Origin of the sequence: Tersicoccus mangrovi (assembly GCF_036881825.1) — a bacterium.
GTDB classification, from domain to species: domain Bacteria; phylum Actinomycetota; class Actinomycetes; order Actinomycetales; family Micrococcaceae; genus Tersicoccus; species Tersicoccus mangrovi.
In genome coordinates this window covers 79091-92535 of the sequence record NZ_JBAJMW010000006.1, presented here as the reverse complement: position 1 = coordinate 92535, position 13445 = coordinate 79091, and the positions used below count along the sequence as shown (strand labels likewise).

The window sequence follows — 13445 nt, the reverse complement described above, 5'->3', positions numbered from 1 at the left end:
CGCCCCGATCGGGGCACCGAACACCGAACCGACCAGGAGGCCCCTCCCATGAGCTCGACCCCCGCCCGCCGCAGCGCGGGCCTGACCACCACCGTGCTGGGCGTGGCCGCCGCGGCCCTGCTGCTGTCCGGGTGCTCCCCGGCCGCCCCGCAGGCCGGACCCTCCCCGACCGTGCGCCCCACCGTGCACGTCACAGCGGCCACGGCGACCGCAGCATCCCCCTCCCCCACCGACATCGCGACGGCGGCAGACCAGAGCGCTGCCCCGGTCGCCTCGAGCGAGCCGACCATGGACCCGGCCACCAGCGACCCTGCCACGGCGGCCGCGTCGGCGTCCCCGACCGGGGTGGGCCCGAGCGCGTGGCACACGGACGCGTCCGGGGTCATCACCCCGGACCCGAACTACACGGGCCAGGTCGCCGGCACCGGCCCGCAGGCCCCCCAGCTGCAGGACTACGAGACTGCGGCCATGGCGTTCGCCACCGCGTGGGCCGACCCGTCCGTCGGGAAGGCGGCCTGGTTGGCTCGGCTGCGGCCCATGGTCACCGACGAGGTGTACCAGGGCCTGACGGCCAGCGACATCCGCAACGTGCCAGCCGCGGTCCCGACCAACGCCGGCAACATCGAGAAGAACACCCCGGTGAACGTGAGCAAGCGGTTCGCGTGGGTCAGGTTCAACGGCGGCGGGGAGATCGGCCTGGCGATGCTCGCCCAGCCGGACGGCTCCTGGCGGATCACCACCTTCGGACCCCGACGGTAGCCCTCGAGGTACGAGGAAGGGCCGCCCACCGATCTGGTGGGCGGCCCATCGCGTGTCTGGGTCAGTACTGGGTCTGGGTGGTGTTCTGCCGGATCGCGACCAGCGCATCGTTGGCGTTCATGAGTCGATCGTTGAGCAGGTCCAGCATGTCCACGACGCCCTGGTCGGTGACCGGGTTGATCTTCATCGTCACCCCGTGCAGCTCGAGGAGCCCGTACTTCTGCTCGATCTGCCGAACCGTCAGCGTCTCGTCGTACAGCTCGACCGGGTGCTTGTCGAGTACGGCCAGCGACTCCTCCGGGTATCGGTCGGGATTCGGCCGGTAGGCCTCCATCTTCAGCACACGCACCAGCTGGCGTCCGTCATACGCGCTGATCCTCGAGGCTCGGCTGGTCCGGACCTGCGGCTCGATCTCGGCCCGGTGCGCGTTGAAGTCCGCCTCGTACCGCTCCCGGTGGGCCACCTTCTCCTCCTTGGGCGTCCACCGACCCGGCTCCGGGTTGGCCGCCATCCACTCGTCGGCCCACGCGAGCATCAGCCGATCGATCTCCGCGTCGTCGGTCGCAACCTGCGCCTGGTGGCGGGCACGATATGCGTTGACCAGCTGGTCGACGATCTCGTCAGGCACGTCGACCGTGTTCCAGAACGCGACGCAGCTCTCCGCGTTGGAGAACGGGGACGGATAGAAGAACGTACCGTCGGTCCTGTCGTAGAGCTGCACGCTCGTCTCACCGTGGACGGTCTCGGCGAATCGCCCGTCCTGGTGGCGGTTGTACTGGTCCTCGCTCACGCTCTGCTTCTCCTAGCTCTCGCGGGGGTCGTTGATCGTGGCTTTCGGGGCCTGGGTCAGGACCAGGCCAGCCTCTCCACCGATGGTACGGCCGCTCAGTTCGCGCGCCGTCGCGCCCGACCGCGCGTAATCGACACTGCCTGGCCGTAGAGCTCCAGCGAGGGCGATCTTCGCCGTAGCCGAGTGGTCGCCACCAGCGTTCCCCCGGGCCGGTCGGTGCACTGAGTCGAGGCCGGACGCTTCCGAGGTATCCTCAAGATGCCTCGCAACCGAATCCAGCGAACTGGAACTCTCGCGTTCCGTCTCTCCAGTGCCGGAGTCTGCGGGACCGGTTTCCTGCTCCTTCTCCGTCTCGTTGGCTGCCTTCTCCGCCTGCAACGCGGCCTTCTTGGCGGCGGCCTCGCGGCGGTCCCGCTCGGCCTGCATGGCGGAGCGGTAGTCGGCGACCTGGGCGTCGCTGATGCGCTTCCTGGCGACCGTGCGCTTCTTCGCCTCGCCGAGCAGCTTCTTGCCGACGTAGCCGGCGCCGATCGCGGCCGGGATGAACGGAGCGGGTGCGGTGGCTGCGAGCAGCAGCCCTGCGCCGGCAATCTTGGCGGACGTCTTGAACGGCTTGGCCCTGAACTGGTCCATCGCGTTCGAGTACCGGGCCGCGGTGAGCGCCTTTCCGGTGACCTTCCAACCGCCCTTCGCACCGCCGGCCGCGAGCTGACCGGCGCGCGCCGCGGCCTTCGGGACAGAAGACCAGCGGTCCTTCTCCGCCATCGTCCCCTGCCACGCCTTCGAGCCGGCGGTCTTCGCTGCCGACCCGGCCGTGCGCACGAACCCGGGGACGGCGGTGGCGACATTCTTCATCGCCGCGCCAGTCGCCTGCACGGACCGGACCGGGTGGCGCACCGCGGTGGCCGCCATGCCGGCCGCACCGGCGATCCCGGCACCGGCGGCGTTGAAGGCTCCCGCCTCCCATCCCGGCTTGATCCCCAGGCTGGCGTCCCGGTCGTCGGCCCACGCCTGTGCGGCGGCCCGCTCGTCCTTGGCCAGTCCGGCCATCGCCTGCCGCTCGGCGCCGGACATCTTGCCCCGACCCAGCTGCGAGTTGGCGACATCCGAGTTGAGCAGATCCTCGTGGCTGGCCCCGGCGTCCATGGCCCGGCCGGCCGCGTCGGCCGCGGCCCGGCCCTTGCGTGCCTTCGTGGCCGCGCTGGCCGAACCGGCGGTCGCGGCGACCGCCGCAGCGGCCCCCACACCTTCGCCTACTCCGGCGGCGTTCTCCGTGGTGGTCGAGCTGGTGTTCTCGGGGTTGAGCAGGGTGTCCTTCGCCTTGCCCTTCCGCCCCGTGGACGGTCCGGTGTTCTCGGCGCTGACCTTCTGCCCGGCACCGTCGGTGGCCAGACCGGCCTTGCCCTTGCGGGGTCCGCCGAAGCGGCCGCCGGTGGCGGCGGAGAGGGCGCTCTTGCCTCCACGGGAGGCGGCACCCTTGACCGCCCGGGTCGCCCGGTTCTGGCCGCGGTCCATCAGGGAGCCCAGGCCGTGGGCGGCAGCCCCGCCGGCAGCACCTGCCGCGCCGGCCCAGGCCAGGCCGCCGGAGATCTTGAACGGGGAGGCGATCTTGAGGATCTTGGTGAACAGCAGGTGCATGAGGATGACGGCGATCACCGGGGACAGGCCGGTCCAGACCATGTCGGCCAGCGAGCCTGCCCCGCCCATGAAGGACGCCCCGACGGTCTGCAGGATCGAGGTCATGATCGTGATGACCGCCAGCAGCAGCTGGGCGCCGAAGGTGAAGAAGATGACGCCGAGCAGGGCGGTGAACGCCTTGGTCACCTTCTCGAACCCGGCGCCGGGCAGCAGCGCCATCAGGGCGGCGAAGAACAGGCCCAGGATGAGCACGAGGACGAAGATCTTGGCCGCGACGATGGCCAGGGACATCAGCCCGAAGACCGCCAGGATCGCCAGGGAGGAGATCAGGTAGCCCGACCCGGCGGCGAACCCGGCGTTGTTCAGGTTGCCGTTGAGGGTGCCGACGAAGTCGCGCACATGCAGGGCCGCGGTCATGTTGCTGGTCGTGGTCCGCTTGACCAGGTCGTCCATGTGGTTGGGCCAGCCGAAGGCGCCGAGGTCGTCGCCGACCGTCGTCCACCAGCTCGCACAGTCCTTCTCCGTCGCCTTGTGGTCCTTGTCGCCCTCGGCGAACGCGGGCCGGATCTGCCAGGAGCCCTCGAGGCGCGGGTCGAGGTTGCGGTCCTTGAGCTGGCAGGCTGCCCACCCGATCAGGGACCGCTCGGTCTTCTCGTTGCTGGTGGGCTGGAACGCCTGGGTCTCATAGGTGGTGTGCATGCCGTACCCGGAGCCGAGGACACGGTTCATGATGCTGCGCACGGTGCCGGAGGTGTTGGCATCCACGGCTTCACCGTTGGAGCCGGGGGTGATGGTCTGGGAGCTCGCGTTCATCTCCAGCAGTCGGCACCAGGACGCGTCGTCGAGCCCGTTGGTGCCGAACTGGGCGTTGCGCCAGGCCTGCAGCCCGGTCTTGGTCCACATGTCGTTCAGCGTGACCGGCACCGCGGCGGCGGACTGGTCGGAGGCGCCGCCGTACCGCTGCACGTACTCGTTGCGCATCTGGGCGGTGTAGTTCTCGCAGGAGAGCACGTCGGCCGTCGCCTGCCCGTTCGAGCTCGCCACGGCGGGCAGGGTCAGGGCGGCCGCCGGCAGGGAGGCCAGGGAGCTGACCACGGAGTTGAGCTTGGTGACCATCCAGCCCGGGGACATCACGCCGGGCTTGTAGTTGCCTGCCGCGCTCGAGTCGTACGGGTTGCCCGAGTCGCCCTTGCCGCCCCCGGTCGATGCCGAGGCTCCGGTCACCATCGCGACCAGCAGGGCCACGACGGCACCCTTCATCAGCAGCGCCTTCCACGGCCGTCCACCGCCGCGGCGGAACCCGCTCCAGAGCAGCCCGATCACCGCGATGACGACCAGACCGGCCAGCAGTGGGGAGTGGATGATGGCGTTGCCGATGGTGGCGACCACGGTGTCGACGGCGCCGCCGGCGGAGTTGAGGACGCAGAAGTTGATCGCCGAGGACGCCCACGAGGTGGACAGGTTCCACATCATGTTGCCCAGGCCCATCTGGGAGCTGATCAGCCAGTCGCGCTGGACCTTCTGCGCGGTGGCCATGGCGAAGGTGTTGTCCAGGTTGGACTGCATCTTCGCAGTCGCGTCCGTCCACCGGTTGACCGGCAGCAGGTCCGACTTGGCCACCGAGATCGGGGAGGTCGAGGTGACACCGCACGCGGAGGACGAGCCGGAGGTGACGTTGCCGCTATTGGGGTTCGGTGCCGGGGTCAGGCGCGGGGCCGAGAGGGCGGTGGCCGGGGCGGTGATGGCTGCGGTGGCGGTGCCCGCTCCCCCGATCAGCAGGACGGCGAGGATGAGGACGAGGGCGCCCAGCCGGGAGATCAGGGTCTTCATGCGGTGCGGGCCTCTTCGTACTCTTCGAGGGTCTCGGGCCGGTCGGGCCGGGCGGGCAGCGAACCGGTGACGGTGCGGATGGAGCCGAACCCGGCGCCGGCGACGTCGATGGGCTGGCCGCACAGGTAGAACTCGTTGACGCTGGAGCGCTTCCTGTCGAACAGGGACTGGTAGGTGCGCAGCTGCAGGCCCTCGGAGGTGCGCCGCTCGAGCAGGTAGAACGCTGCGGCGATCGTCAAGGGGAACCAGAGCAGGGCCCACACGTTCAGGAAGGCCATGGTGGCCAGGAACATGACCAGGGCCGGGACGAAGCCGATGACGCTGATCCACAGGGTCCGCCAGCGCATCTCGACGGTGCCGATGACGGTGGTCCGCTCGGAGCCGGAGGATCGGCCCGTCATGGCGGTCAGGTCGTACAGCGAGTTGATCGAGCTCATCGGTCCTCTCCTTCCGGCAGTGGGGTGAGCCGGGGCCCGGTGCGGGCCCCGGCTCGGGGGTGATGCGGTGTGGCTACTTCCAGCCGACGGCGTTCAGCAGGGACACCCCGATGTTGGCGACCCAGTCCAGGGCGCTGAGCAGGATCGGGATGATGATCGCCGGCGCGCACAGCAGGGCCCCGGGGATGAGGGCGCCGAGCAGGTTCTGGTGGTTGCCGCCCATGCCCTGCCGGCGGCGGTCCCAGGCCCACTTCACGAGGGCGAAGGCCAGCAGGCCGACACCGACGATCGTGAGCAGGGTGGTGATCTGCGGGGCGCCGGAGGTGATGGCGTTCCAGAAGCTGCCCCACCCGGCGCGCAGGTTGACGGCGCCCATCGGTGCGATGAGGTGAGATCCCATGGTGTTGCCTTTCGGTTGCGGTGAGGCGTCTCACCGGTTGTGGTCTCGGGAGTGGACATGCGTAGATCCGGGCGGGGTCGCCGTCACACGGCGAGCTGCCCGAGCAGTCGCTGGACAGCGGGGTCCTTGCCCAGGGCCTGCTGGTGGCGGGCGGACAGGTCCCAGCCGGTGGCCGCGGTCGCGCGCACCAGCGGGTTGGGGTCGGTGGCGGCCCGGTCGGCGGTCCCGGCGAACCCGGTGCCGGCGGCGGCCATGCGCACGACCTCGGGCTGGTCCGGCTCGGCGAGCAGGGCGAGGTCCTCGTCGGTGACGTAGACGCTGGCCGCGGCCTCAGCCCGCACCAGCGGGTCGGGGTCGCGGACCATCAGGGCCACGTCGGAGGGCCCGGCGGTGGTGACGTCGGGGAAGTCCTGGCCGGCGGACAGGGTCACGGACGCCTCGCTGTGCAGCGAGTGGGTGAACCGGCCTGCGCCTTCCTGACCGGCGTGGATGCGGTTGATCATGGGTCTCACTCCCCTCCCTGGGTGGTGGGCTTGGTGGCGGCGTAGGACACGGTGTTGGACCACATGTCGTCGGCCTTCTCGGGCCCGACTCGGCGGCCGATGGACTCGAGCTGGTCGACGACGCGCTCCTGGTCGGCGAACCCGATCGGGCCGAACGGTGCGAACAGGGCGGCGGTGACGTTCTCGTCGTCGGTGCCCTTGGACCAGGCCTTGCAGGCGGCCAGGACGCCGGGGGCGCCCTTGCCGGTGACCAGGGCGCGGTTCCGGGTGGCTTCGCGGGAGGTGAGGATCCCGGCCAGGGCCAGCGGCGTCTCCTCCCCCTGCTCGGCCTCGCGGGCTTCGGCGAGGGCGTTCCAGGCCAGGCGGCGCGCCTGGGCGAACCCGGCGGGGCCGGCGTCCATGAGCGCCTTCTGCGCCTGACCCATGTGCGAGTCCTCCGCGACGCCATCGTCGGTCTCGGCGGCGACCAGGGTGTCGCCCAGGGTCATGCCGCCGTCCTCACCGATGCCCACGTTCAGGGACCGGTCCACGGTGCGGGCGATCCGGAAATCCTTGGACGGCTTGTGCCGGGGGTCGTCCCACTCGTCGAGCACCTGCTGGGCGAGCCGGTCCTGCTCACGGGGGGTCAGGGACCGGTTCAGCTCGTGCTCGGCCGCAGTGCGCTTCTCGTCGAACCGCCGGTAGGCGCGGCGGTCCTCGGCACGGAAGACGTTCTCCGTGGCGCGGACGGTGACGTTGGCGGCGATCGAGTTGATGAGCTGGCGGTGATCGCTGATGGGCTTGCCGGTCCGGACGCGCTCGAAGTAGCGCACGAGGGCTTCTTGGGCGATGTCGTCGGCGCTGACGGTGTTGGACTTGCCCTTCTGCTGGTAGCGCTCCTGCCAGTAGTCGGCGGCGTCCTTGGCCATGGCGAGCAGCCGGCTGGAGTCGCCGAGCTCTCCGAGCTGGCCCTGGCCGGTGGTGGTGGTGAGGATGACCGCGGCGTCGCCGTGGCTGGTGGAGGTGAACTGTCCGGCTTCGCGGACGCCCTTGAGGATGCGGGCCTGGGCCTGCGTGTTCGTCGTCATGCCCACTCTGTGTGCGGCACGAATCGAAAACGCATCGCCCCTCCCCCAACCGCGGTCAGATCGCTCTGCGACCCGCGTCGGTGGACCCGGATTCGGGCTGGGGTGGGCGGGTCAGCAGCCCTTGAGGATGGCGGCGGCGCGGGCCTTCTCGGCGCTGGTCATCCAGAGCCCGTACTGGGCTTTCACGGCGACGATCTTGGCGGTGTACGTGCACCAGTAGCCGCGGTTGGCTGGCAGCCAGGTGGCCAGGTCCTTGTCGGACTTGGCCGTGTTGGAGTGCCCGTCGACGGCGAGCAGGTTGTTCGGGTCGTTGGCCAGCTGGGTGCGCTTGGCGGTGGTCCACCCCTGGGCGCCCTTCTGCCAAGCGTCAGAGAGCGGGACGAGGTGGTCGATCTGGACGGCGGAGGAGGTGCGGGCACCGCGGGTGAAGGTGATGGTGCGGGCGGTGTAGGGGTCGGCGAGGGTGCCGGAGGCAACGACGCAGTTGTGCGTGCCGGGGGCGAACCGCTCCCCCGTCATGTCGCGCTTGAGGATGTCGTTGCGGGTGTCGCACCCGTTGTGGTCCACGTCCGCCCACGCCTGCCCGAACCGGGCCCGCGTGTACCCGGTCTTCGGCGCCCGGCCCTTGGCGGGGATGCCAGCCAGCTGGGTGCGAGCTGCCGCGATCTGCGCCGGTCTCGCCGTGGCGGCCCCGCCCGCGGAGGTGGAGGCCTTGGGCTTGAACCAGTCCAGGAAGCCGGCGGCCTGGGTGTCCCCTGCCGCACCGCACCCGGTCAGGATCAGGGCGGAGAGAATCGCGATGGCCAGGAGCTTGGGGGTCTTCATGACCACCATGTGTGCGGCGGCGGCCGCGGAGCACGACGCGGTCACACCATGTCCCTCAGCTTCTCGAGGCTCGGATCTTCCGTCCTTCCGTACCTCCGATCTTCGGACGTTTGCGAGGACCGTGGCTCGCACCCTCCGAACTGCCGAACCTCGTACGCTCGGTGCGTCGATTGCTTCGTAGTTCGGTCGTTCGGTGCTGTGGTCACTCCGTACGTTGCAGCTTCGGAGCCGCGATGGTTCGGTCCCTCCGTACTTCGGTGGCTTGGCGTCTCCCGTCCTGGGCAGTGTTCATGCTCGCAGCTTCGGAGCTTCGGAGCTTCGGAGCTTCACCACGGGCTACTCTGGCCCGAGATCGTGATCGCCGGTTGCGTCGCGGAGTTCCGAACTTCGGCACTGCCGCGGCCGGTTCGGATCTCGCGGAGAACGCGAGACGTCTGGCACGGCGGCCCGGTGATGGTCGACGCCGGACCCCAGGGCACACGCCGGCCTCACGCCGGGCTGGGTTCTCTACGGCAGACTTCCGTAGTTCGGAGCCTTGGCACTCACTGAGCACCCCAGCCGACTGCACAGCCTTGCGAGGTTCCGAACTTCGACAGTCAGGGTGTCGGGCGACGCTGCTCATCCGGCGTCGAGTGTCGGATGTTCGCACCTTCCGTACTTCGGTACTTCGGTAGCTCCAACTTCCGCACTTCGTACGATCGTCACCTCGGAGGATCGGATGCACCGTACTCCGGGACTTCCGTGCGTCGGTACGTCCGTCGCTCCGATGTCCCGATCTTCCGTGGCTCCGTTCTTCGGTAGTTCGGAGTATCGGCGCACCGAAGTTCCGAGGTACCGCACTTCCGTGTGTCGTGACCGTCTCGGCTGCGGTGGCGTTGCTACCTTGTGGGGAGCTTGCCGGCGCATTTTCCTGAACCTCGCGATGCCTGAACGCGGGGGAGGGGCCTCATCCGTGTCGTCGGCGTCGACCGGAGGAAGGAGGCCGAGCGGTGCGAGTCGTCTCAGTCGTGAATCAGAAGGGCGGGACGGGCAAGACCACCATGGCGGTCAACCTGGCCGCCATCTTCAGCCAGCATGCCAGGGTGCTGCTCGTCGACGTCGACCCCCAGAAGTCCGCCACGTTCTGGGCCACGGTGGCCGAGGAAGCCGGCGACGGGGGAGGGCTCTCCTTCGACGTCGTCTCCGAGACAGACCCGGACGTCCTCAAGGACATGCGCAAGGTGGACGAGTACGACACGATCGTCGTAGACACCCCGGGCAACCTGGTCGAGGTCGACGTGCTCAAGTCCGTGGCCAACGCCTCCGACTTCGTCGTCATGCCTACCGAGCCGGCCCCCTTGTCGATGCCGCCGCTGATCAACACGTACCGCACCGTGGTCGAGCCCGCGGGGGTGGACTACCGGGTCGTCATCACCAAGGTCGACTCGCGCTCCCTCACCGATGCTGCCGACACCCAGGAGCTGCTGCGTGGGTCAGGCCTGCTGGTGTGCAAGTCCTACGTGCGCAGCTACAAGGTCCATGAACGGGCCCCGCTGGCCGGTCAGGCCGCCACCACCTACGAGTCCACCAGGCACGCGATCAAGGCCGCCGGAGACTTCAAGGACGTTGCCAACGAGCTGCTGAGCATCTGGGCCAACGGGACGAGGAGCTGACCGTGGTGGTGAAGAGGAGCATGAAGGACCTGCTCGGCGGCAACAGCTCCGCCATGCGGATCCTCGAGGAGCAGGTCCACGAAGTCGAGGTCGCCCAGCAGGCTGCCGCCCAGACCGCACCGGCAGCCACCCCGGTCACCGTGCCGTCCGCCGCGGTGGGGGAGGGGAGTGGGGATCAGCCTGCTGCCCCGCCGCAGGAAGCTCAGCCGGCCGCCGAACCGGCCACCGACCCGCAGCCGGACGGCCCCCAAGGTGCCGCACCCTCCGCAGCCCCGTTACAGCCCGAGACCACTGCCGCGCCGACCCCGGCTCCCTCGGCCTCGGCCGCGGCCGCGCCGGCCACGGTGAACACACCGACCAGTCAGGTCGAGACCGCGGCGCCGGCCCCGCCGGTGATTCAACAGGCTGCGACGGCGCCCCCGGCACAGCCAGCAGCATCCGCCCCGGTGCCGACCCACGGCCCGACCGCCCTCGGGCGGCCCCACTACCTGTCCCTGGCGCGCAAGGACGTGCGGATCTTCGACGACCAGCTGGCGATGATCAGCGAGCTCAACGTCGAGCAGCCCATGCTGCGTGGCCGTGACAAGGAGCGGATCACCGAGAACACGTTCGTGAGGATCGCACTGGACCTGCTCGCCCAGCGTCGCGGTGACCTGGCCGGGCGCACCGAGAACGAGCTGCGTGCCAGCGTCGGCCTGCCCCCTCGGTACTGACGAGCTACCGAACCTCGGAAGTTCGAAGGCTCGCACCTTCGGCATTCACCTGCCGCTGAGGGCGGCATGCACCAGGGTCATCTCATCCGGTGGCCCCTCGAACAGCTCCCACGGGTAGTCCTCCTCGGGCTGGGGCAGTAGAACTCCGGCCGCGGCGTGCGCGGCCAGCCACAGGTGCCACGCGGCACGCTCGGCCCGGTAGCGGGCGACCTGTGCGGCCACGGCCTCGAGTACCCCGAACATCTCGGCGACGACGGTCAGGCTCGTTGCCGCCCCGACCTTCCACCGGCCGTCGACCCGTTCGACCAGCCGCCATGCGGCCATGTCCTCCAGCGCTGCGCTGACCGCGGTGCGGGACAGTCGGGTTGCCCTCACCAGGTCCATGGTGGTCGCGGCGGGGGAGTGCTCGAGCTGCTCGTAGACCAAGGCGGCGACGACGCCGAGCTCGCGGAAGACGGGGCGCAGGGCGTGCTGCCGGCCGGCGCGCCAGGGGAGGGCCTCGGCGGAGTCGCGCACACCGGTGGGGATCTGCAGTTGGTACAGGTCGCCTCGCTTGCCGCGGCCCCGCTCGACCAGCGCGATCAGCGGCTCGGCCTCGTCCCGCAGCGCGTGTAGGTGCGCGACGACGGTCGTGTGGTCCAGCCCGGTCGCGACGGCCAGAGCGCGGGATCCGAACTCGACGAACCGGTTGCCGATCTTGTGGGCGGCCTCCCCGAGCGCGCGCAGCAGCATCCGACGGTGTAACCCGTCCCGGCTGTCCTGGTACCGGTGCTCACTGAGGTACAGGGCGTTCCGCCATGTGCGGATGAACCGGTGCTCGTCGTCCGGATTCGTCAGCGCGATCGAATGACCGCCGTGTAACCCCTGCGGCTGTGTATTGAGCTCGCTCGTGGTGGATCTGTGGTCATGGCTTTTCCCGCTGGTGTCTGGTCTGGGTTTTGCGAGGTGCTGGCCGGCCTTGGTCCAGTCGCGTTTGAGGGCGCCCATGCGGTGCGCGGCCCGGTAGCGGGCGTAGAAGGAGGCGAGCCCGGGCCAGATGCCCTGTTTCATCCGGCGGTCGACCTCCAGCAGGCTCATCCCTGCGGCCGCAGCGCCGGTCAGGACGGCCTGGCGCGCCTCGGAGTCACTCGCGTACCGGCCTGTGTCGTACAGGCCCGTAGCGGCGATCCTGGCCATCGTGCGGGACATCCGGCCCGCGGCCAAGGCCTCGTCCTGCGGGGACTGCTCGGGCGCCGGCGTCCAGGCCTGCTCGGCGCGCAGGGCGCGGACCGCGGCGATCTCGTTGACCAGGTCGGCGTGCAGCCGCCGGTACGACTCCGGGCCGTTGGGTCGGCGGGCGACGTCGTAGGCGCGAGCGAGGGAGCCGACGAGGACCTGGTGTCCGCCGAGCTTGTGGGCGGAGCCGGGCACACGGATGCACCCGTGCTGCAGGTTCTGGTGGGGGCTGCGGTCCAGGGAGGCGCACCGGTTGCCCAGGGCCTCGACGACGTCGCGTGCTTCGGCGAAGGGGATCGACTCGCGCAGCGGGACGTAGACGTGGCGCCCGCCGGAGGGGGAGCGGTCCTCGATCCAGCGCACGTGCAGGCCGGTGAGCCAGTCCCGGACGCGGGCGACGTCGGCGTCGACGAGGTCGGTACCGCCGACGGAGGAGTCGAAGTCCAGGCACAGAGTGCGGCAGGTGCCGGTGCGGGAGAAGATGCGCACGGCCGCGGGCACGGTGGGCAGCCCGGAGGTCAGGTCACGCTCGTACCGCTGGGGGTAGGAGCGTCCGCCGTCACGGGAGAGCCGTACACGCGCCTGCCCGGCAAGCAGGGGTGCGAGAGCGGACCAGACGTCGGCCGGGGCATCGGCCACGAGGGTGGGCGACACGCCGGAACTTCCGAAGTCTGGAACTGCTGCTGGGCGCTGCTCTACTATGGAGCTACCTCCTCCGGAGCCTCGCTTCGGGTAAAGGAAAGGGACCGTCCCGGTTGAACCGGGAAGGGATGTTGTAAGTGGACTCTCGTTCGGACCGCCGGCAAGCTGAAGAACGATTGAGAGTCACAGGCTTGAAGGCCCGCATTCGTGCGGGCCTTCTCTGCGTTTAGGCGATCTTGCCGATAGGCAGCTCTCCCTGGTTGCGGACCTCGGACAGGTCGGTGGTCATGACCTTCTCGGCCATCACCGCGGCCACGAAGTCACTGAAGTACTCGTAGCCTTCGGCGTGCTGGATTTCCTCCGCCTTCGCGAGCAGCTCGTTGGGCAGCCGGAAGGTGCGGACGGTTCGGGGCCCCTTGGAGGGGCGACCCACTCGAGACTTCTGCGGTGCCATGGTCCTCACTGTCCTTCTGCCACTGGGGCTGGCTTCGGTGGTGATCTCGGCGGCGACCGCGGTGGCCCGGGCATCCGCCTATTTCAGAAAGCTAACAGCGTCCGACCGGGATCTGCGGTATTGCGTTTCTGAAAGCACATCGGCGTGTCGGGCGATCGAACGCGCATCAACCCTTGCGCGCGCGGGCCCCTCTATCTCTTGCTGATGCCGCATCCGGCATACGTCCAACGGCCGTCCGGCTCCCGCGCACGGCGCTCCTAGAGCGGTGGTCCATCGGGTGGTCCATGCGGTGGTCCATCGGGTGGTCCGCAGCTGGTCCATGCGGTGGTCCATGACCCGACTTTGGGTGGTCCTTTTGGGGGTGGTCCATTTGCATCGTCCCATGTCAGAGCACGGTTGAGGGTGGTCCATGCGCGCGGAATGGACCAGAGAATGGACCAGCACGTCGATCGCGGCGGACCACCCCGCGGACCGGTCCTGGACCACCCGATGGACCACCTCGGGGACCACCGGATGGACC

At 69.7% G+C, this 13445-nt stretch carries 12 protein-coding genes; 3 read left to right on the top strand and 9 right to left on the bottom strand.

Going from position 1 to position 13445, the window contains the following annotated elements; genetic code table 11:
• Window positions 1-48 precede the first annotated feature (48 nt).
• On the top strand, window positions 49-759 hold the full coding sequence (locus V6N00_RS12965; protein ID WP_334232858.1) for a hypothetical protein: 711 nt from the start codon (window positions 49-51) through the stop codon (window positions 757-759).
• 61 nt (window positions 760-820) lie between these two features.
• Here the strand turns inward: V6N00_RS12965 and V6N00_RS12960 are convergent, their stop codons facing one another.
• The 7 genes from V6N00_RS12960 to V6N00_RS12930 form a co-directional block, all read right to left on the bottom strand.
• Window positions 821-1549 (bottom strand): hypothetical protein, encoded by a 729-nt coding sequence (locus V6N00_RS12960; RefSeq protein ID WP_334232857.1) that lies wholly within the window; start codon window positions 1547-1549, stop codon window positions 821-823.
• Window positions 1550-1561: 12 nt separating this feature from the next.
• On the bottom strand, window positions 1562-5017 hold the full coding sequence (locus tag V6N00_RS12955; RefSeq protein WP_334232856.1) for a tripartite tricarboxylate transporter TctB family protein: 3456 nt from the start codon (window positions 5015-5017) through the stop codon (window positions 1562-1564).
• The gene (locus tag V6N00_RS12950; protein WP_334232855.1) at window positions 5014-5454 is read right to left on the bottom strand and encodes a hypothetical protein; all 441 of its coding nucleotides are present in this window, start codon (window positions 5452-5454) and stop codon (window positions 5014-5016) included. Before V6N00_RS12950 ends, V6N00_RS12955 begins: the two co-directional genes overlap by 4 nt.
• 73 nt (window positions 5455-5527) lie before the next feature.
• Window positions 5528-5854: a hypothetical protein gene (locus V6N00_RS12945; protein WP_334232854.1), complete on the bottom strand. Its 327-nt coding sequence runs from the start codon at window positions 5852-5854 to the stop codon at window positions 5528-5530.
• A gap of 83 nt (window positions 5855-5937) precedes the next feature.
• The gene (locus tag V6N00_RS12940) at window positions 5938-6357 is read right to left on the bottom strand and encodes a hypothetical protein (RefSeq protein ID WP_334232853.1); all 420 of its coding nucleotides are present in this window, start codon (window positions 6355-6357) and stop codon (window positions 5938-5940) included.
• 5 nt (window positions 6358-6362) lie between these two features.
• Window positions 6363-7424 carry a hypothetical protein gene (locus V6N00_RS12935; RefSeq protein ID WP_334232852.1) on the bottom strand — a complete coding sequence of 354 codons (1062 nt, stop codon included), beginning with the start codon at window positions 7422-7424 and terminating at the stop codon, window positions 6363-6365.
• A 111-nt stretch (window positions 7425-7535) separates the two neighbouring features.
• Window positions 7536-8249, bottom strand: a complete 714-nt coding sequence (locus tag V6N00_RS12930) for an HNH endonuclease family protein (protein WP_334232851.1) — start codon at window positions 8247-8249, stop codon at window positions 7536-7538.
• A 989-nt stretch (window positions 8250-9238) separates the two neighbouring features.
• On the opposite strand from V6N00_RS12930, the gene V6N00_RS12925 reads away from it, so the two are divergent.
• On the top strand, window positions 9239-9901 hold the full coding sequence (locus V6N00_RS12925; protein WP_334232850.1) for a ParA family protein: 663 nt from the start codon (window positions 9239-9241) through the stop codon (window positions 9899-9901).
• 2 nt (window positions 9902-9903) lie between these two features.
• Window positions 9904-10614 carry a hypothetical protein gene (locus tag V6N00_RS12920; protein WP_334232849.1) on the top strand — a complete coding sequence of 237 codons (711 nt, stop codon included), beginning with the start codon at window positions 9904-9906 and terminating at the stop codon, window positions 10612-10614.
• Window positions 10615-10659: 45 nt separating this feature from the next.
• Here the strand turns inward: V6N00_RS12920 and V6N00_RS12915 are convergent, their stop codons facing one another.
• Both V6N00_RS12915 and V6N00_RS12910 read right to left on the bottom strand, forming a co-directional pair.
• Window positions 10660-12483, bottom strand: a complete 1824-nt coding sequence (locus V6N00_RS12915; protein WP_334232848.1) for a MarR family transcriptional regulator — start codon at window positions 12481-12483, stop codon at window positions 10660-10662.
• Between the two features lie 214 nt (window positions 12484-12697).
• Complete coding sequence (locus V6N00_RS12910) at window positions 12698-12925, bottom strand: hypothetical protein (RefSeq protein ID WP_334232847.1); 228 nt, start codon at window positions 12923-12925, stop codon at window positions 12698-12700.
• Between the last annotated feature and the right edge of the window lie 520 nt (window positions 12926-13445).